This window comes from Stratiformator vulcanicus (assembly GCF_007744515.1).
In the GTDB taxonomy this organism is placed as follows: domain Bacteria; phylum Planctomycetota; class Planctomycetia; order Planctomycetales; family Planctomycetaceae; genus Stratiformator; species Stratiformator vulcanicus.
Genome location: NZ_CP036268.1, coordinates 2,383,586 through 2,401,887 on the forward strand (window position 1 = coordinate 2,383,586; position 18,302 = coordinate 2,401,887).

An 18,302-nucleotide genomic window follows, 5' to 3' on the forward strand; every position below is an offset into this window, starting at 1 on the left:
TTTAGATGTTTAAAGTCGCTGTTTGATTTCGCGACGGTGCATGGTCGACACGAAGCCTGCAAAGTCGCTCCGGTCAGTAGTCATTGCTTCGAGCCAGAATGAAAGCCGGGATATGAAGGTAAATCGCAAGGCCGGCAAAGATTCCGGTTGGGATCAACTTCACTGTGAGATTGAGGGTGACACGGCTGTTGTCAGCTTCGGTGATGTTCGCTCTCCGCACGAAACGGATGCCGGCGAGATTGCTGACAAACTGGAACAATTGGTGAAACGACATGCGATCAAAACGCTTGTCTTCGATCTCGAAAATGTCGCGATGTTGCCAAGCGACGTGTTCGGCTTGCTCATCCTTTACCGTAACCGCGGATACGACGTCGCTATTCGTCGGCCCTCGCGGGAAGTTACGGATGTGCTCGCAGTCACGAAAATCGATAGCATTATTCGCGTCGAGCGATAATTGTTTCTGCGGCTTGTTCCTGGCGCGCAGTGCAAAATCGTATGATGAATTTGCGGCGATATTGGGACAAAGCCGAGGCGTCTCGCTTTGATAACCTTAACAAAGTCGGTCGGTGTTTAATCGGCTCGTGAGCGTTCGGTGCGTGGCAATCGAAAAACTCGGCCCCACGTCAATGGTGTCAGATTGCCTCGACTTGATTTTCGACGCTTTCTTCCTCGATAAGTGAAACCTCGGATTGTGACTCCTTAACGACTCGCTCTCCTTCTTTCATGCCGATCGTCCAGAACAGGGCGGGATGAACGAAGAAGTCGAGCAGGGTGGAACTGATGAGTCCTCCTAGGATCACGGTTGCGACCGGATATAGTATTTCCTTACCCGGTTCACCTGCCGCAAGCACGAGCGGCACAAGTCCCAGTCCCGATGTGAGCGCTGTCATAAAGACCGGCGCGAGACGTTCAAGACCGGCTCGTAAAATCATTTCTTTCGTCCAATCTTCACCCTCATATTTCACGAGATGAAGATAGTGGTTTAGTAGAAGGATCCCATTTCGTGAGGCGATTCCGGCTAGCGAGATGAAGCCGACCATGGCTGCGACGGTCATTGTTTGCCCTGTCACAACCAATGCGGTCACCGAACCGATGAACGCCATGGGAAGCGCCGCCATCACTTGTAACGATAAATTGATAGAGCGAAACATCGTGTAGAGCACCAGGAACACACCCACAAGCGATATTAAGAACAACGCTCCGATCATACGGGATGCCGATTGCTCGCTTTCAAACTGACCGCCATATTCGAGAAAATATCCTGGCGGGAGTGATTGAACCAACGGATTGAGTTGTGCTTTGATTTCGTCGACGACATCGACAACGCCGCGCCCGGTCACGTTGCATTGGAGGACGATTCGCCGTCGCACATTCTCTCGGTTGATCGTGTTCGGCCCGCCCGACTCATAAATATTTGCAACCGCTTCGAGTGGAATCCGACTGTCGTCGTCGAGACGAAGGGTAAGGCGGCGCAGTTTCTGTAGGTCCTCTCGATAGTCTTCTTTTAGACGCACGAGCAGGTCGAACGTGCGCTGGCCCAGCAACACTTCGGAAACGACCTGACCCTGCATAGCCGTCTTAATGACATCGTTCACTTCTTGAGCCGACAGGCCATAGAAGAGAAGCTTGTCTCGATCAAGTTCGAGCCGGAGCTGCGGGATAATCACCTGAGGTTCGACAAGAATGTCGGTGACTCCATCGATTTCTTCAATGGCATGCTCCATTTTCTCGGCTTCTTTGCGAAGCACGGTCAGCTCATCCCCATAGAGTTTTATTCCGATTTGCGCTTTAATTCCTGAGAGCATGTGTGAAATTAAATGGGCCAGCGGCTGTTCGACAGCAGTGGCGACGCCAGGGACCGCATCGAGGGCCTTGCGCACGTCCTCGAGTTGTTCCTCGCGTGGGCGCTTCGACTCCGGATCAAGTTCAATAATGATTTCGCTCGTATTCACGCCCTCGGCATGTTCATCTAACTCAGCCCGGCCGGTTCGCCTGACGAATCGTGTGACGTCTTCGACTTCCCGAAGCTGCTGTTCCACCTGGCGGGCAATCGACTGAGACGTTTCGAGTGACGTTCCGGGCGGCAGGACCACGTTTGCCTGAATCGTTCCCTCATTGAATGGTGGCAAGAAATCTCGCTCGAGATTGACCAGAAACAGGCCCGCGATTCCGACAAGACAGGCGATCGCTGTCAGATTCAGAGCCGGGAACCGGAGGCTGAATCTGATGATCTTGCCGCCGAACCATTTTAAGACTCGAAGAAGCGGCCCGTCGCGTTCGGAATCGGACAGCTTTTGCTTTCCAAGCAGCCAGTAAGACAGGACCGGTGTGACGGTGAGCGAAATGAACAGCGAAGATAGGATCGAAACGATATAGGCAATCCCGAGCGGGGCGAAGAGGCGGCCCTCCATCCCCGAGAGAGCGAACAGTGGGACGAACACCAAAATGACGATCGCGGTCCCGAATACAATGGAGTTGCGGACTTCGACGCTCGCTCGGAAAACCACGAGCAAGGGATTGATCGGAGTCTGGGCACGGCGATTTTCTTTTAATCGGCGGAAGATATTTTCGACGTCGACGATCGCGTCGTCGACCAGTTCTCCGATGGCGACAGCGAGGCCGCCGAGCGTCATCGTATTGACTGACATACCGAACACGGCGAACACGATGGCGGTCACGAACAATGACAGCGGAATCGCGGTCAGCGTGATAAATGTCGTGCGAATATTCATCAGGAATAAGAACAACACGATCACAACCAGAATGCCTCCGTCGCGCAATGCTTCGAGGACGTTCTCCACCGCTCGGTCGATGAATAGCTTTTGTGAATAGAGCGGTTCGACTCTGACTCCGGCGGGAAGCGTCGTTTTTAGGTCCTCGACAGCGGCGAGAATCTCGTCGGTCACTCGTCGGGTGTCGGCATCCGGTTGTTTGTTGATTGTCAGGACGACCGCCGGTCCGCCGCTAATGTCGCCGCCTTCGTTCCAAACGAATGCCGAGCTGTCGCCGCGTTTAACTTGTGGACCGGTCTTAATCTGAGCGAGCTGCTCGAGCGAAATTGGGCGTCCGTTCCGTTTTGCCACGACCACCTTGTTTAGGTCTTCGGTGGTCTGAATTCGACCGAGCGCTCGCACCAGAAATTCATTCGGCCCTTGATCGTCGAGATATCCGCCAGTTGCATTTAAATTACTTCCGCGAACGGCTTCTTTTACTTCATGTAGCGTGACGCCGAGGCGGAGGAGCGCATTCGGATCAACGAGGACCTGAAATTGCTTGCGTTCGCCCCCCATCGTAAAGACTTGAGAGACTCCGGAAATCGTCAGCAGGCGTTGCCGGACGACCCAATCGGCAAGAGTGCGCAACTCCATCGGATCGACGGCAGACCCGTCATCCCACATCCCCAGCATCACGATCTGTCCCATAATTGAAGAGATCGGAGCAAGTGACGGTTTCACGCCTTCGGGCAGGCGATCTTGCACCAATTGCAGCCGCTCGCCCACGATTTGTCGATCAGTAAAGATGTCCGTCCCCCAACCGAACTCGACGTAAATGATTGAAATGCCGACGCCCGAGGAACTGCGAACCACTTCGACGCCGCTCGCTCCGTTGACGGCCGTTTCGATCGGAAAGGTTACGAGCGATTCGACTTCTTCCGGAGCAAGGCCCGGCGCTTCGGTCATAATGACGACGCGAGGTCGGTTCAAATTTGGGAAGACGTCGACCGGTACTCGAAATGAGGCCCATGTGCCGGCGGCAACGACCAGCAGGGCAATCGCGATTACGAGTAATCGCTGCTGCAATGAGAAACGGATAATTGAATTGAGAATTGTTCAGTCCTCCGCGGCAAAGCGCCGATTTTCAGTCGGGGTGGATACCGCTCAATTGATGCGAGACATTTAAGAGCTCGCTCGAATGTGTCACCGGTAGGTCTTGCAGAGGTTCAGCGCAGCGGAGCTTCACTGTGCTAATTCTTAATGAGAATGGCCGGCGTGCGGGTCGACCCCGCCGCCTGATTGATTCTCAATCGCCAAATGCAGTTGATGGGCGCCTAAACCGGCGACGATATCACCGGGGTTTATCGAGCCATCGTTGGCGATCACCACTGTCATTTGATCTCTGAACATGACGGTGACGGGGATTTGTTCGAATTCATCGCCTTCCTGTCGGTAGACGAATGATTCAACGCCGTCGCGCGCGACCGCGTCGGCCGGCAGGACGATTTGATTTTCCCATTGTTCGATCGGCACACGGAGTTCGATTCGCCGTCCCGGAACGTACCGCCACTCGATATATCGCTTGCCGTCGACTGAGCGGTCAGCCGTAATTTCATTCGGCAATCGGACGTAGAACTTTAATGTCCGCTCGTCACGATCGACCTCGTTGGCAAGGTAGGCGAATGGAAGATCATGAATGATTTCGCGTTCACGGCCCGCGTTTTCAAACACGGCCTCCACCGGCCAACCTTGCCCCGCGATGGCTCTGATTGCCGCGACGTCCTGTTCGAACGCGTGGCCTTCAATGTAGAGCAGGTCGTAGTCCGCCAGGTCGCACAGCGTCTGGCCCGCTTGCACGGCCTCTCCCGGCTGAATACGCATCGTCTTCAGGACGAGCGGTCCAAAGTGAACGGATTCGGAAAGGGCGGCGGTTCGTATCTTAGGAATCGATTCAACGCCTTCGCTTGCGGGACGTGAGTCTGCGAAATCAAATTTTTCGGCGCCGTGGCCATCAATGGCCGGGGCAAAAATTTGCAGCTCTTTGAGGAGCCGTCGACTATCTTCAATTTGCGTTACTTGTTTTTCAGAGAGACCATGCAGGCGAAGGGACTCTCGTTGGGCATCGCGTATCGCTCTTAACTTGGCCTGCTCGTACTCGCTTTCCAACAGCAGTTTGCGGGCGACGGCTCCGCTTCGAGTGACGACTTCGAGTCGATTAATTTCTCGCTGCTCGACGTCCAATTCGCCAAGGGTCCGCAGGAATTCAGTTTGCGTTCGAACTAAGTCTTCATGGGTTAATCGGACCTCAAACATTAACGTTCCCGGTTCAACCGCTTGCCCTTCAAGGACATGCACCTTCTCAATAACGCCGGTCAGTGGGGTTGCGATCGTTACCCGCGAGTGCCCGGGGCGTTCGGCGATGACGGCTGGTACCGAGATCGAGCGGCGGAACGTGGTCAGCTCGACGTTCTGAAGTGCGTCACCCGTCAAACCGATGCTCCGCATCGCCTGGGGGCTTAATTCGATGTGGGAGAATTCGGGCTCGTCGTGGTGATCATCAAAGTGATGGTCGTCATGATCACCGTGCGCATGGTCGTGGTGATCATGCTCGGCGTGATGGTTATCGTCGTGATGGTCATCGTCGTGGTGGTCATCGTCGTGGTGGTCATCGTCGTGGTGGTCATCGTCGTGATGGTCATCGTCGTGATGGTCATCGTCGTGATGGTCATCGTCGTGATGGTCATCGTCCATGGATGCGGGGCTGCTCCGCAGCGACGCTATGATCCCGCTGACGCCCGAATGCACACTCGGAACGAAGAACGCGGCCAGAACAACGCAGACTGCGATTGCCAAGAGGAAACGAGAGAGTCGAACCGCAGTGATATTTGTTTTCATCGCCAGAGCGACCTCAGATTGAATAAACGGACTCCGCGCGGGCGCTGTGAAAGACAACAGCCGCATCGCAGGAAGTGCTCAGTAACGCTCAGCGCTGCCGAAAGAACCGACGGGCATCGGTGATGCGAGGACGCGCAATCAAGCTCGTCGCGGTGAAGCGAAAGCGCGAGGCGCATTCATCGCGGTAAATCAACTTTGGCGCAGGGGCGATTACAGTCGCCAAACCCGCTGCATGATCCGAATCGCGGGCGGACTGCCGGAGATCGATCGGTCAAAGCAGGTTTCGCGGAGCCGACCGTTCTCTGTCAAGCCGGTCGAAGCGGTCGCGAACCAGACGGACTTCGAAACGTCTGTCAAAGAGTTCGAGAGCCGGCAAGTCGTCGAAGCACGCAATCCCACAAAGTCTGAACAGCAACATCCGTCACAGGGTTCGAATGGGGAATGTGGCGCTTCGCCCGTTTCGTCATCGCTGCCGTGGAACGCGATCTGTTCATCAGCATGATCCGAACTGTGTGACGCAGTTCGGATCAGAGCAGCTTTGCTTGTCTGTTGTGTGTCAACGCCCACATCGTGGGCCGCTTCGGCTCCGTGCGAATGATGCCCACAGCACCCGAAAAGTGCTTGGAGGCCCATCGCAGCGATGGTCAATAAGCTGACAAGCGATTGAAACATTCCAACCTGCTCAATGGCGTAGCGCGGCATTCCGATCGGAATCCCTTACTCAAAGTTCTATCAATGCCGAGCCGGTCGGTCCATCCCTTCTTACGCGGGATTTGAATTCACTCGAGACTGAAAGCACGACGGCACGCAGCCGCCACGAAGTGACTGCACTGTCCGATCGACAGGGAATCGACCAAAAGAGATGGACTATTCGCCGGGCTTCAAGTGCGGCGAAGCAGTGATTGACGCGCCGACGTGGCGATTTCGGCCGCCCGCGATGCCGTTTCGGCTAGCGCTGTCAGGTGCCCAACTTTGCGGCCGGGACGGGGCCCACTTTTGCCGTACAAATGCAGTTTGACTTCGGACTGCGCGAGCGCCGCGGCCCAATTCGGCTCTCCGCCCGACCATAGATCGCCGAGCAGGTTCGCCATTGCCGCGGGACGAAGTTGCTCGACCGAGCCGAGCGGCAAGCCGCAAACCGCCCGCACCTGCTGCTCGAATTGGCTCGTGGCGCAGGAATCGATCGTCAGGTGTCCCGAATTGTGCGGTCGCGGGGCGAGTTCGTTAATCAGCAGGCGGCCGTCTCCGGTGAGGAAGAACTCCACGCACAGCACGCCCACGACGTCCAGCGTTTCGAACACCGATCGGGTGATTTGCAGCGCGTCCTCAGCTACCTCCGGTGAGACATTGGCGGGGTACGTCGATAGGTCGAGAATATGATTCTGGTGATCGTTTTCGATCGGGCCGAAGGCTTTGAAGTCGCCGCCCGCTCCGCGGACCCCGACGACCGAGACTTCTTTTTCGAACGGGACGAACGCTTCCAGAATCGCTTCGTCGGTCGCAAGGTCTTCCCACGCGGCAGCAAGCTCATCCGCAGTTTCAATCCGGCGCTGGCCCTTGCCGTCATAGCCCCATGCGGCCGTCTTCAGGATCGCGGGCAGCATCAGTTCACTCGCGGCCGCTACGAGTTCACTCAGCGATCGCACGGCGGCGAAAGGGGTTACCGGTAAGCCTGCATCGCGGAGCGTTGACTTCTCTCGGATGCGATGCTGCGCGACGTGCAGCACGTTCCCACCGGGGCGAACCGGCGAGTAACGCTCACAGGCCGCGACGGTTTCGGACGGCACGTTCTCAAATTCAAACGTGACGACCGAGACCGACTTCGCAAATTTCTCGACCCGCTCGAGATCGGAATAGTCGGCTTTGATTTCGATGTCGGCGACTTGGCCGGTCGGCGTGTCATCGGACGGAGAGTAAACCGCAACGCGATAGCCCATCTGCCGGGCCGCGATCGCAAACATTCGACCTAATTGGCCGCTTCCGAGCACGCCGAGGGTTGCTCCGGGGAGGATCGGACTGCTCATCCGTGAGAGTCCTCCAACACGGCTTGCGTCTGTCGTTCGTTGTATTCGCTCAGTTGGTCGGCGAGAGCCTGGTCGTTGGTTGCCAGAATTCGAACCGCGAGCAGCCCGGCATTTTTCGCTCCCGCAGTCCCGATCGCGAGGGTTCCAACGGGAACGCCGCCGGGCATCTGCACGATGGAAAGCAGGGAGTCGAGCCCGCTTAGCGTCTTGCTTTGGACCGGAACGCCCAACACCGGCAGAGTGGTCTGAGCCGCGACCATTCCCGGCAAATGTGCAGCGCCTCCCGCCCCGGCGATGATTACCTTCAAGCCGCGCTGGCGCGCCGTCTTTGCGTACTCGTTCATCCAGTCGGGAGTGCGGTGTGCCGACACGATTCGAACTTCGTGTGCAACGCCGAACCCCTCCAAAATCTTTGCCGCGGCTTGCATGGTTTCCAAGTCGGACCGACTGCCCATAATCACGCCAACAAGCGGATTTTCATCGGTTTGCGGTTTGTTCATAAATCCAGCTTCGTCACGTGCGGGTCAATTCGCGAAGGTTTTTCCCTTGATACACCGATCCGGCCGAATGAGAAAGGAATCCGTCGGACCGAAGTTGGAGATCAGACCGTGTCTGTTGCGCATCGCGGTCTCATTTTGTTAGGGTTTCCCCGCCCAAACCGCGGGGCGAACAGCACTGTGAGACAAAAGTTCTGTGAGACAAAAGGCACAAAGGGTATCGCCGTGAAATGGACGCTGGCTTCAGACATCGACGGCACCCTCGTCGGCAGCCGCGAATCGCTCGATCGACTCGCCAATCGCTTGGACGTACTCCGCAACGCAGGAGGCCTCTTGCTGATCTACTGCACCGGCCGCCGACTCGATCAAGTCATTGACGGCACCGAGACGGAGGGCTTGCCGATTCCGGACGCGGTGATCTGTCAGGTTGGGACCGAAATCTATCTCGAGCCGAATCAAGAAAGCGCGTCGCTCGAATCATGGCGGACGAAACTTCTCAGCGAATACTCCCGCGCTGAGGCGGAATCGTTTCTCGATGGCATTCCGGGACTGCAGATGCAACCACACGAATTTAATACCGACTTGAAAACAAGTTGCTTCGTCGACGAGTGCCCGAACCCCGATGCAACCGCGGCGATGATCGCGGAGCGGGCTGCGCGGGCGGACGATCGCTACATGGTCATTTACTCCAGCGGGCGTGACCTCGACATCCTGCCCGCATCATCGGGCAAGGGGAAGGCGATTGCGTTCCTGCTCCAGCATTTAGGTCGTTCTCACGAAAACGTCGTCGTCGCCGGAGACACGGGGAATGATTCCGCGATGTTTCATCACTTCGACCGGGGAATTGTCGTGGCCAATGCCCAGCCCGAATTAATTGCCCTCGCCGAAGCCGCCGATGCGAAGTCGGTCTATCAAGCCGGTCTGCCTTATGCGGCGGGCGTGGAGCAGGGTCTTGAGTTTTTCGGCGTGCTGCCGATTAAGACTGCCTGAGCATCACTGCTTGGCCCAGCTTTCTCTTAAGTGTTTGGCATGCTCGCGAATTGGGCCGAGTTCGCCCTTGTCCCGTTTGCGGTCGATATTCTTCAGTTGCAACGCCATGCGGTTGTTGTTTGCGAGCTTCTTCTCGCTCCGCGTGAGAAAGTCCCAGTAAAACGTGGTGAACGGACAGGCTTCGTCTCCGTGAGCCACTTCCGGTCGATATCGGCAGCCCTCGCAATAGTTGCTCATCCGCTTGATATATTTTCCCGTTGAGCAATAAGGCTTCGTGCCCACAATTCCGCCATCACCGTACTGACTCATGCCGAGCGTGTTCGGCAGCGATGCCCAATCGACCGAGTCGAGGTACATCGCCATGTGCCATTCGTGAAATTTGTACGGGTCCGCCCCGTACATTAAAGACAGATTCCCCAGCACCATGAGCCGCTCGATGTGATGCGTGTAACCATGATCTAACACATGCTGCATCGCGTGACGGACGCAATTCATATCGGTCTGGCCGTCCCAGAAGAACTTCGGTAAATCCCTCGTCGCCGAAAGCGCGTTCTTTTCCGCGTAATCGGGCATCTTCAGCCAATAGATGCCGCGGACGAATTCGCGCCAGCCGATGAGTTGGCGCACGAATCCTTCGACGTTGTTCAGCTCGGCATGGCCCGAATGATATGCTTCAACGGCTTTCTCCACGCACTCGCGCGGGTTTAAAAGTTTCACGTTGAGTATTGCGGAAAGCCGCGAGTGATAGAGAAAAGCCTCGTCGGTCCACATCGCGTCTTCAAAGGTGCCGAACTTCGGCAGGCTATGATCGATGAAGTCTCGCAGCATCTGCAGTGCTTGCGGCCTTGTGACCGGCAATGTGAAGTTGTTGAGCGAGCCGGGATGATCACTCCAACGCTTCTCGACCAATTCTAAGACTTCCTGAGTTAAATCATCGGGCCGGAAGCGATGCGGCGGAGTGGGGTTATCCGGCCCCTGCTTACCGAAGACTTCTCGGTTATCTTCGTCGAAATTCCAATTATCTCCCTCGGGGTCACCACTTGAGGTCATCAAGACATCATGCTTCTTTCGCATTTGCCGATAGAACGTTTCGAGCAGCAAAGACTTTCTGCCGTCGGCATACTCGGTGAATTCATCCACGTCGCAATAGAAGTGCCGGTCCGGTCGGATCTCAATTTCAAGCCCGGACTCTTCGGCTTGATCTTCAAGATTCTGCAGAACTCGATAATGGCCCGGCCGGGTAACGATTAACTTTTGCGGCCGTAGATTGTAGATGTCCTTGCGAAGAACCGTCTGGAAATCTTTGCCGCGGTCATCCGACCGGCGGTGCGTTAACTCTTGGTAATGGACTTCGATGTCTCTTTCGCGAAGATAGTCGCGAAAGTGCCGCATGCAGCTAAAGAAAAAGGCGATGCGGAGCTTATGAGACCAAACGTAGGACGTCTCTTCTTCGACCTCCGCCATCCAGACGGCGTCTTGTTCGGAATCAAAATCATCGAACGCGGAGGAATCGGCGTCGAGTTGATCGCCGAGAATCAGAATTAAGTTTCGCACCGATTGTAGTCCTATGCCTTTTGAGTCACTCGCGGTGCGATACTTCCCAGCCCGCCGTCAATGCCGAGCACTTGGCCGGTGACGAAATCATTATTGGGATCGAGGAACCAGCAGATCGCTGCCGCAATGTCTTCGGGACGACCGATTCGGCCGAGTGGGTGCATTGCCTGAGAAGCTTCCAGTTGGCTATCAACCGACCAAATCCGCTCGGTCAGCTTCGTCTTCACCATCCCCGGTGCAACGCAGTTCACCCGGATGTTCTTAGACGCGTAACTGGCCGCCGCGGCCAATGTGAGACCGATCACCGCTCCCTTCGCCGCCGCTATTGCCTCGTGGCTCGGCAATCCGGTCCGGGCGGCCGCGGACGACATCAGCACGATCGAGCCTCCCGTCTTCTTCATCGCCTGCGTGGCCGCTTTCACGGTGAAGAAGGCCGAGTTGGCGTTGATCTCCATCGCCTCACGCCACTCATCGGGCGTCGTCAGGTGCGCCGGCTTGAGCTTGATCGATCCGACCAAATTGACGGCTCCGTGAACCTCGCCGAATTGCTCTTTTGCTTGGTCGAAGACCGCTGCGACTGAGTCGGCATTGGTCGCATCGAAAGTGGTGAAAGGAGCATCGTAATTGCTGGCGACATCCGACGTTCGTTGCTCATCGCGCCCGGCCAGAAAGAACTGGTGGCCGTCCGCAGTCAGCGACTGTAGCACGTGCCCACCGATGTCGCTGGTTGCGCCAAGAATGACAAAATTCGCTCGTGTTTGCTCAGCCATGGAGCCGCCCTGTCAGATGTTCGAACCGAAAGCGTCTTTGCGTACAGATCGTTGTAGTTGCGTCGGCTGATCCTTCAACCTCGGGGATTCACCGGATGTGACATCGTGATTGCTACGACACGACCACCTTGTAACTTTCGCCAATCGTGGCAAACCGCTGGCTCGCCATTCCCCGCGAGCGGGCGTAACATATCCAAAATCGATGATGCATCACGACGACCCACCGCGACGACCCGCCAATTTTCGCAGGACTCCATGAGCGACCCCGTTTTCGACGCGCCGCAAATCGACGTTTCGTTCTCCGTTCCTTTCCAGCATCGCCTCCGATTCACCGCGGACGTGCTCGGCAGCGACGAGCACGTACTGCTCGATCTGCTCGAAGGTTCTGAAGGTAAGACGCCACGTGTGCAGTTCTGGGTCGATGAAGACGTTGCTGCGGCCAATCCCGGGTTGGAGCAGAGACTCGAATTGTTCGGCGAACGGCACAGCGATCGAGTCATCGCCACCGGCAATGTGCAATTCGTCCCTGGGGGCGAGGCGGTTAAGAATGACATTCACATTCTGGAGCGGATGCTCAAGTGCATGAACGCCGCTGACCTCGATCGGCGGAGCTACGTCGTGGTCATCGGCGGCGGGGCGGTGCTCGACGCCGTCGGCTTCGCGGCGGCCATCGCGCACCGTGGGATCCGGCTGATTCGCCTGCCTACGACAACCCTCGCCCAAGGCGACTCGGGCGTCGGTGTGAAGAACAGCGTCAACCTGTTCCGGCAGAAAAATTGGATCGGCACCTTCGCGGTGCCATGGGCTGTGATCAACGATGAAGCCCTGTTGAGCACGCTGCCCGACCGCGAATTCGTCGCCGGGTTCTCGGAGGCGGTGAAGGTCTCCCTGCTCAAAGATGCCGCGTTCTTCGATCGGGTTTGCGAGGGAGCTGCAGCAATCCGCGAGCGGGACATGGAGGTGGCGCGGCCGATCATCCGCGACTCAGCCGTGTGGCACCTCAAGCACATCACCCGTGGCGGCGACCCCTTTGAAGCCCTCGAAGCCCGGCCGCTCGACTACGGGCACTGGTCGGCCCACAAGCTCGAAGTGATGACCGACTTCGCCGTCAGCCACGGCGAAGCGGTCGGTATCGGCGTCGCGATTGACACGGTCTATTCGTCGCTCAAGCACGGCCTGAGCGAGACCGATGCGAATCGCGTCCTCGACTGCCTCCAGGACCTCGGCCTCCCGCTGTCTCATCCAATGCTCAGTGAGACGGGGCTGCTATTTGAAGGTTTGGAGCAATTCCGCCAACACCTCGGCGGCCGGCTCACCATCACGATGCTCGACGGCGTCGGCCGCCCGATCAACGTCCACGAAATCGACCGCGGGGCAATGACCGAAGCAATCGAGCGGGTTAGAGTCGTTGCCGGGGGCTCGAAAGTCCACGCCCGATAACAAGCCGCACTCCCTGTGAAGTGCGGATCGAGCGCGGCGCGACACGCCCTTGAGAGGTCGGGATTCCGTCGCGCGCTCAGCCCGCGGTTCTCAGGAACCTCGGCTTGTCGTGTGGTTGACAAGCCGCGCACGTAGTAAGCGGATCGATGCATCTAAAAGCCCCGCGTTATCCGCTTACTTCGTGCGCGGCTTGTAAGGTGGCTTGAAATGTAATTTGCCAACAAGCCGTACTTCTTGTGAAGTGCGGCTGGAGCGTGGGGTGAGGCGGGAAGGTGTTCTCGCGATGTGTCCTCGCGCTCGGTCCGCGGTTCACAGGAACCTCGGCTTGTCGTGTGCTCGTGATGGGATTTGACCCGGCCGCACCCTACATCGCCGGATGGGCGTTCGTTATGATGCCCGATTCGCCCGTCCCGCCCGCCACCATTGCCGCCCGACCACATGGACCATTGGAGTGTCGCCGTCATTTACGGCGCGACGATCGCCGTGCTGTCGTTCTGTGGCGGAGCGCTGCCGAGCTTTGTCCGCATTTCGCACACGCGAATGCAGATCATCATGAGCGCGGTGGGCGGGCTGATGCTCGGGGTCGCATTGTTCCAGCTTTGGCCGCATTCGTTTGCCCTGATCGGTCGGGCCGACCGCGTGGGGATTGGTGTCGCGTGCGGACTAGTGACGCTGTTCGTGCTGATGCGGGCGTTTCACTTTCACACGCACGAAATCGCGGTTGACGATACCGAAGACCCGCACGCCCACGATCACGATGGCGGGCTGGAGGGCCACCATTGCGATCCGCGGGCCCTGTCTGACAGTTCGTGGGCGGGCATGCTGTTCGGGCTGTCGGTCCATTCGCTGATTGATGGCGTCGCCCTTGGCGCAGCGGTCCGGGCGGCCTCCGGCAGCGCGGTCTGGATGGCCGCGCTGGGAACGTTCATCGCCATCGCAGCCCACAAGCCGCTCGACGCGCTGTCGATCCGCTCGCTGATGCTGGCCTCCGGGCGATCGGCAAAATCACAATTGATCGTGAACCTGCTGTATGCCGTGATTTGTCCTCTTGGTGCGTTCGCGTTTCTGGCGGGGGTGACATCGAACGGCGAGACGACGCAGCTCGTCACCGGGTACGCCCTTGCCTTCAGCGCGGGGGTGTTCCTGTGCATCTCCCTGAGCGATGTCCTGCCCGAACTGGAGTTTCACAGCCACGACCGCATCAAACTGACCCTCGCGCTCATCGGGGGTGTGCTGGTGGCGTACGCGATCGAATACTTCGCCCACGGCTCGCACGCGGCGGGGGCATCGGCCGAGGTCGTGTTCGGGGCATGACTGACGCTGGCAAACGAGCCGCGGAACGACCGCAAATTGATAACGTAACGCTCCCTGTCGGTCGCGGCTAAACGGAATTGATGTCCGATACCACTGACGAACTCGAAGAATTTCAGCGTCAAATCGCCGAGGCAATGCCCGGTGATCGCGGTCGGCTGCGCGGCAAACTGCGGTCGATGAAGAAGGCCCAGTCGGCGGGGAAACCCTTCGATCGCAACCTCAAGCGATTTTCCCGCGACCTCAAGCGCAGCGTCGAACTGCGGACCAAGCGGGTCGAGTCGAAACCGCAGATCAAGTTCGGTGACGACCTCCCGGTCCTGGAGCGACGCGAAGAGATCGCGCAGGCCATTCGCGAAAATCAGGTCGTCGTGATCTGCGGCGAGACAGGCTCCGGTAAGTCGACGCAGCTCCCGAAGATCTGCCTCGACATGGGACGCGGCGTCGACGGCATGATCGGCCACACGCAGCCGCGGCGGATTGCGGCGCGATCGGTTGCAACTCGCATCGCAGAAGAAATGAGCGTCCCCGTTGGCGACGCGGTGGGCTTTAAGGTCCGCTTCGCCGATGCGACCAAACCGTCGACTTACATCAAGCTGATGACCGACGGCATTTTGCTCGCCGAGTCTCAGGGGGACCGGCTGCTCAACCAGTACGACACGCTGATCATCGACGAAGCCCACGAGCGGTCGCTCAATATTGATTTTCTGCTCGGCTATTTGAAGTCGCTGTTGCCAAAGCGGCCCGAGCTGAAGGTGATTATCACCTCAGCCACGATCGACGCCGAGCGTTTTGCGGAACACTTCAGCACCGACGGCAAGCCGGCGCCCGTCGTTGAGGTCTCGGGACGGACCTATCCGGTCGAGGTTCGCTATCGGCCACCGGTCTCCGACAGCGAAGACAATGCCGAGCCTGATCCGACGGAGAACATGCTCGAAGCCGTTGAGGAGGTTTGCCGCGAAGGGAACGGCGACGTGCTGGTTTTTATGCCGACGGAGCGCGACATCCGCGATGCGGCCAAACGCCTGCGTGGGAAAACACTGCCGGGGGACTATTCCGGCGCGACGACCGAAATTCTACCGCTCTATGGACGACTCTCCGCGGCCGAGCAGAGCCGGGTGTTCCAGACACATCCGCACCGGCGGATCGTGATCGCCACGAATGTTGCCGAAAGTTCGCTGACGGTGCCGCACATCCGATATGTCGTTGACACGGGGACGGCGAGGATCAGTAGGTACAGTTCGCGGTCGGGTGTGCAGCGGCTGCCGATCGAGGCGGTCTCCAAGGCATCGGCCGACCAGAGGAAGGGCCGCTGCGGCCGTGTCGGGCCGGGCGTCTGCGTCCGGTTGTACTCCGAGGAAGACTATGAGAACCGCGAGGACTATACGCAGCCGGAGATTCTGCGAACGAACCTCGCGTCGGTGATTTTGCAGCTGAAGATGCTCGGGCTCGGCGACGTCGAGAGCTTTCCGTTTCTCGAGTCACCGAAGCCGGGCGCGATTCGCAACGGATATGCGACGTTGTACGAACTCGGCGCCCTCGACGCCGAAAACCAGATCACCGACATCGGCCGGACCCTCGGCAAATTGCCGGTCGATCCGCGAATCGGGCGGATGGTCCTCGCCGGCAACGACGAACGCTGTCTGCACGAGATATTGATCATCGCCGCGGCTTTGGAGATTCAAGACCCGCGGGAGCGCCCTGTCGACAAGCAACAGGCCGCCGATCAGCAGCATGAGAAGTTCGCGGACACCGACTCCGATTTCATCAGCTATCTGAAGCTGTGGGAGTTTTATCACAAGCTTAAAGACGACCTTTCAAAGTCGAGGCTTCGGCGGGCCTGCCAGAAGAATTTCCTTTCTTATAACCGCCTCCGCGAGTGGACCGACGTCTTTCGCCAATTGCGAGAACTGGCGGACGAGTGTGGCTGCAAAAAGAGTTCGAAGCGGGAGGACTACGATGCGATCCATCGCGCTTTGCTAACCGGACTACTTACGAACGTCGCCCTTAAACAGGACAAGGAACGCAAGAACGAATATCAGTCCGCGGGCGGGCATACCGTCTGGCTGTGGCCGGGTTCGGGGTTGATCGAGAAGAAACCCAAGTGGGTCGTCTCGGCAGAACAAATTGAAACGGCGAAACGTTACGCCCGTGTTTGTGCCCGCATTAATCCGGCGTGGATCGAACCGATCGCTGGCGACCTCGTTAAGAAGTCGCACAGTGACCCGTATTGGGACGCGGAGCAGGGGACCGTGTTCTGTAACGAGCGGGTCACGCTGCTCGGCCTGCCGATCATTCCGCGGAGACGGGTCCGCTTCGGCCCGATCGACATGCCCGCGGCCCGAACCCTCTTCGTTCAGCACGGGCTCGTCGAAGAGGAACTCGAAGCCGAGCTGTCGTTCATTGTGCAGAACAGGAAACTGCGGGCCGAAGCCGAGGAGCAGGTGTCGAAGTCGCGGCGGGTCGAATTGCTTCGCGGTGAGGCGGACCGCTTTCAGTTCTACGATGAGCGGCTGCCGCATGACGTGTTCGATCTCGCCTCGCTGCACAAGTGGTGGAAGAAGGCGGCGGAGAACGAGAAGGCCCGGCTTTCAATGCGGCGGAGTGATGTCATCGCCGAGGAGAGCGACGAACCTTCGCTGGAGGCGTTTCCCGATGGGCTCACGATCGCACAGGTCCGCCTCCCGCTGGAATATCACTTGGAGCCGGGGGCTGAAGAAGACGGCGTGACGCTCGTCGTGCCGCGGGGGATGCTCGGGCAGGTACCGCCGAACCGGCTCGGCTGGCTCGTCCCCGGCCTTGTGACAGAGAAGGTCGAAGCGCTGACCCGCACACTGCCAAAGTCATTGCGGACGCGATTCGTCCCGGTGCCGGAGACCGCGAAGGAAGTCGTTGGTCGGCTCAAATTCGGTCACGGCAACTTCGAGGACCTCGTCGCAAAAGAGCTGACGCGACTCTCCGGTGAACCGATCGCCGCGCCGCAATTCGATGCGGATCGATTGCCGACGCACCTGCGGATGAACGTCCGCGTCGTCGATGCGGAGGGCAACACGATTGCGACGGGGCGGGACATTGCCGCGTTGCAGCGCGGCCCGTCACTGAATGCGACCGAGCAACCGAAGCAATCGGGGCAGCCGGTTCGTGATGCGAAGTGGCACCGCGACGGGCTGACTCAGTGGGACTTCGGGCCGCTGCCGCCGACGGTGACAACGTCACATGGCGACTTCGAATTGCAGGCGTTTCCGACATTAATTGACCGCGGCGATCGAGTTGATCTGCGTCTCGCCGAGACGCCGCAGGAAGCCGCGGCAACGATTCGGGCTGGGTTGCGGCGGCTGTTCCTACTTAAACACGGCAAACGGGTCCGGGGACAGGTCGACCATCTACCGAACGTCGATCGGCACTTAATGACACTTTCGCCTTTCGCGAAGGCGGGCGAAGTCCGGCGGCAATTGGAAGAATTAATTGCCGATCGCGCCTTCTTCGCCGAGTCGGGAATTCCGCGGGACGAGCAGCAGTTTGCTCAGCGTGCGGATCTCGCTCGGGAACGGCTCGGGGTTGCCGCACAGGAAGTCGGCACGGTCTTCGCGGCGATTTGCGCCGGCCTGCCGGACACTCGCAAGCCGCTTGATAAGCAGTGCCCGCCGATGCTCGCTCCTGCGGTCGACGACATGCAGCGGCAGCTCAAAGAACTATTCGAGGGAGACTTTTTGCTCAATACGCCTTGGGCATGGTTGCAGCAGTTCCCGCGATATTTGCAGGGAATCCGAGCAAGACACGCACGGCTGCAAGGTGGCGGACTGTCCCGCGATCAGAAGATGTTCGAGCAATTAAGGCCTTACTTAAAAAAATTCGCCGGCCTCAGCTCGAATGTCTCAAAGCATTCGGCGATACCGGGCCCGTTGGTGCAGTTTCGCTGGATGCTCGAAGAGTTTCGCATTTCGCTATTTGCGCAGCAACTAGGAACTGCGATTAAGATTTCGGCGGCCCGGCTCGATGAGCAATTTGAAGCGGCGAGGCGAAGTGTGGGGTAGACGTCACACGTTGCAATCGGGTCACTTGGCCGCGACACAATTAAAGTGTCGTGCGCTCCGATCTCTGAGTATC

The 18,302-nt window shown here is 58.3% G+C and carries 13 protein-coding genes; 7 read left to right on the forward strand and 6 right to left on the reverse strand.

What is annotated here, in order from left to right; genetic code table 11:
• Positions 1-112: 112 nt before the first annotated feature.
• The gene (locus Pan189_RS09370; protein ID WP_145363660.1) at positions 113-454 is read left to right on the forward strand and encodes an STAS domain-containing protein; all 342 of its coding nucleotides are present in this window, start codon (positions 113-115) and stop codon (positions 452-454) included.
• A 178-nt stretch (positions 455-632) separates the two neighbouring features.
• Here Pan189_RS09370 and Pan189_RS09375 read toward each other — a convergent pair whose 3' ends face one another.
• Both Pan189_RS09375 and Pan189_RS09380 read right to left on the reverse strand, forming a co-directional pair.
• Entirely contained in the window at positions 633-3,827 is a 3,195-nt protein-coding gene (locus tag Pan189_RS09375; protein WP_145363661.1) for an efflux RND transporter permease subunit, read from the reverse strand.
• Positions 3,828-3,971: 144 nt separating this feature from the next.
• A complete protein-coding gene (locus Pan189_RS09380) occupies positions 3,972-5,219 on the reverse strand; it encodes an efflux RND transporter periplasmic adaptor subunit (RefSeq protein WP_145363662.1) in 1,248 nt (415 codons plus the stop codon).
• A gap of 21 nt (positions 5,220-5,240) precedes the next feature.
• Between Pan189_RS09380 and Pan189_RS09385 the strand changes: the two genes are divergently transcribed.
• The gene (locus Pan189_RS09385; protein WP_145363663.1) at positions 5,241-5,732 is read left to right on the forward strand and encodes a hypothetical protein; all 492 of its coding nucleotides are present in this window, start codon (positions 5,241-5,243) and stop codon (positions 5,730-5,732) included.
• A gap of 109 nt (positions 5,733-5,841) precedes the next feature.
• Positions 5,842-6,111 carry a hypothetical protein gene (locus Pan189_RS09390; RefSeq protein ID WP_145363664.1) on the forward strand — a complete coding sequence of 90 codons (270 nt, stop codon included), beginning with the start codon at positions 5,842-5,844 and terminating at the stop codon, positions 6,109-6,111.
• A gap of 379 nt (positions 6,112-6,490) precedes the next feature.
• Here the strand turns inward: Pan189_RS09390 and Pan189_RS09395 are convergent, their stop codons facing one another.
• On the reverse strand, positions 6,491-7,633 hold the full coding sequence (locus tag Pan189_RS09395; protein ID WP_145363665.1) for a 5-(carboxyamino)imidazole ribonucleotide synthase: 1,143 nt from the start codon (positions 7,631-7,633) through the stop codon (positions 6,491-6,493).
• On the reverse strand, positions 7,630-8,133 hold the full coding sequence (gene purE / locus Pan189_RS09400; RefSeq protein ID WP_145363666.1) for a 5-(carboxyamino)imidazole ribonucleotide mutase: 504 nt from the start codon (positions 8,131-8,133) through the stop codon (positions 7,630-7,632). The genes Pan189_RS09395 and purE overlap by 4 nt, the downstream gene beginning before the upstream one ends.
• Before the next feature lie 222 nt (positions 8,134-8,355).
• Here purE and Pan189_RS09405 point away from each other — a divergent pair, with 222 nt between their 5' ends.
• Positions 8,356-9,120 (forward strand): HAD-IIB family hydrolase, encoded by a 765-nt coding sequence (locus Pan189_RS09405; RefSeq protein WP_310821289.1) that lies wholly within the window; start codon positions 8,356-8,358, stop codon positions 9,118-9,120.
• A 3-nt stretch (positions 9,121-9,123) separates the two neighbouring features.
• On the opposite strand, the gene Pan189_RS09410 is transcribed toward Pan189_RS09405, so the two are convergent.
• Both Pan189_RS09410 and Pan189_RS09415 read right to left on the reverse strand, forming a co-directional pair.
• Positions 9,124-10,674: a cryptochrome/photolyase family protein gene (locus Pan189_RS09410; RefSeq protein ID WP_145363668.1), complete on the reverse strand. Its 1,551-nt coding sequence runs from the start codon at positions 10,672-10,674 to the stop codon at positions 9,124-9,126.
• An 11-nt stretch (positions 10,675-10,685) separates the two neighbouring features.
• Entirely contained in the window at positions 10,686-11,444 is a 759-nt protein-coding gene (locus tag Pan189_RS09415) for an SDR family NAD(P)-dependent oxidoreductase (protein WP_145363669.1), read from the reverse strand.
• A 255-nt stretch (positions 11,445-11,699) separates the two neighbouring features.
• On the opposite strand from Pan189_RS09415, the gene Pan189_RS09420 reads away from it, so the two are divergent.
• The 3 genes from Pan189_RS09420 to hrpA all read left to right on the forward strand — a co-directional run bounded on the left by Pan189_RS09420 (position 11,700) and on the right by hrpA (position 18,229).
• Positions 11,700-12,884: a 3-dehydroquinate synthase gene (locus Pan189_RS09420; protein WP_145363670.1), complete on the forward strand. Its 1,185-nt coding sequence runs from the start codon at positions 11,700-11,702 to the stop codon at positions 12,882-12,884.
• A 438-nt stretch (positions 12,885-13,322) separates the two neighbouring features.
• A complete protein-coding gene (locus Pan189_RS09425; RefSeq protein WP_145363671.1) occupies positions 13,323-14,198 on the forward strand; it encodes a ZIP family metal transporter in 876 nt (291 codons plus the stop codon).
• An 80-nt stretch (positions 14,199-14,278) separates the two neighbouring features.
• Positions 14,279-18,229, forward strand: a complete 3,951-nt coding sequence (gene hrpA, locus Pan189_RS09430; protein ID WP_145363672.1) for an ATP-dependent RNA helicase HrpA — start codon at positions 14,279-14,281, stop codon at positions 18,227-18,229.
• Positions 18,230-18,302 lie beyond the last annotated feature (73 nt).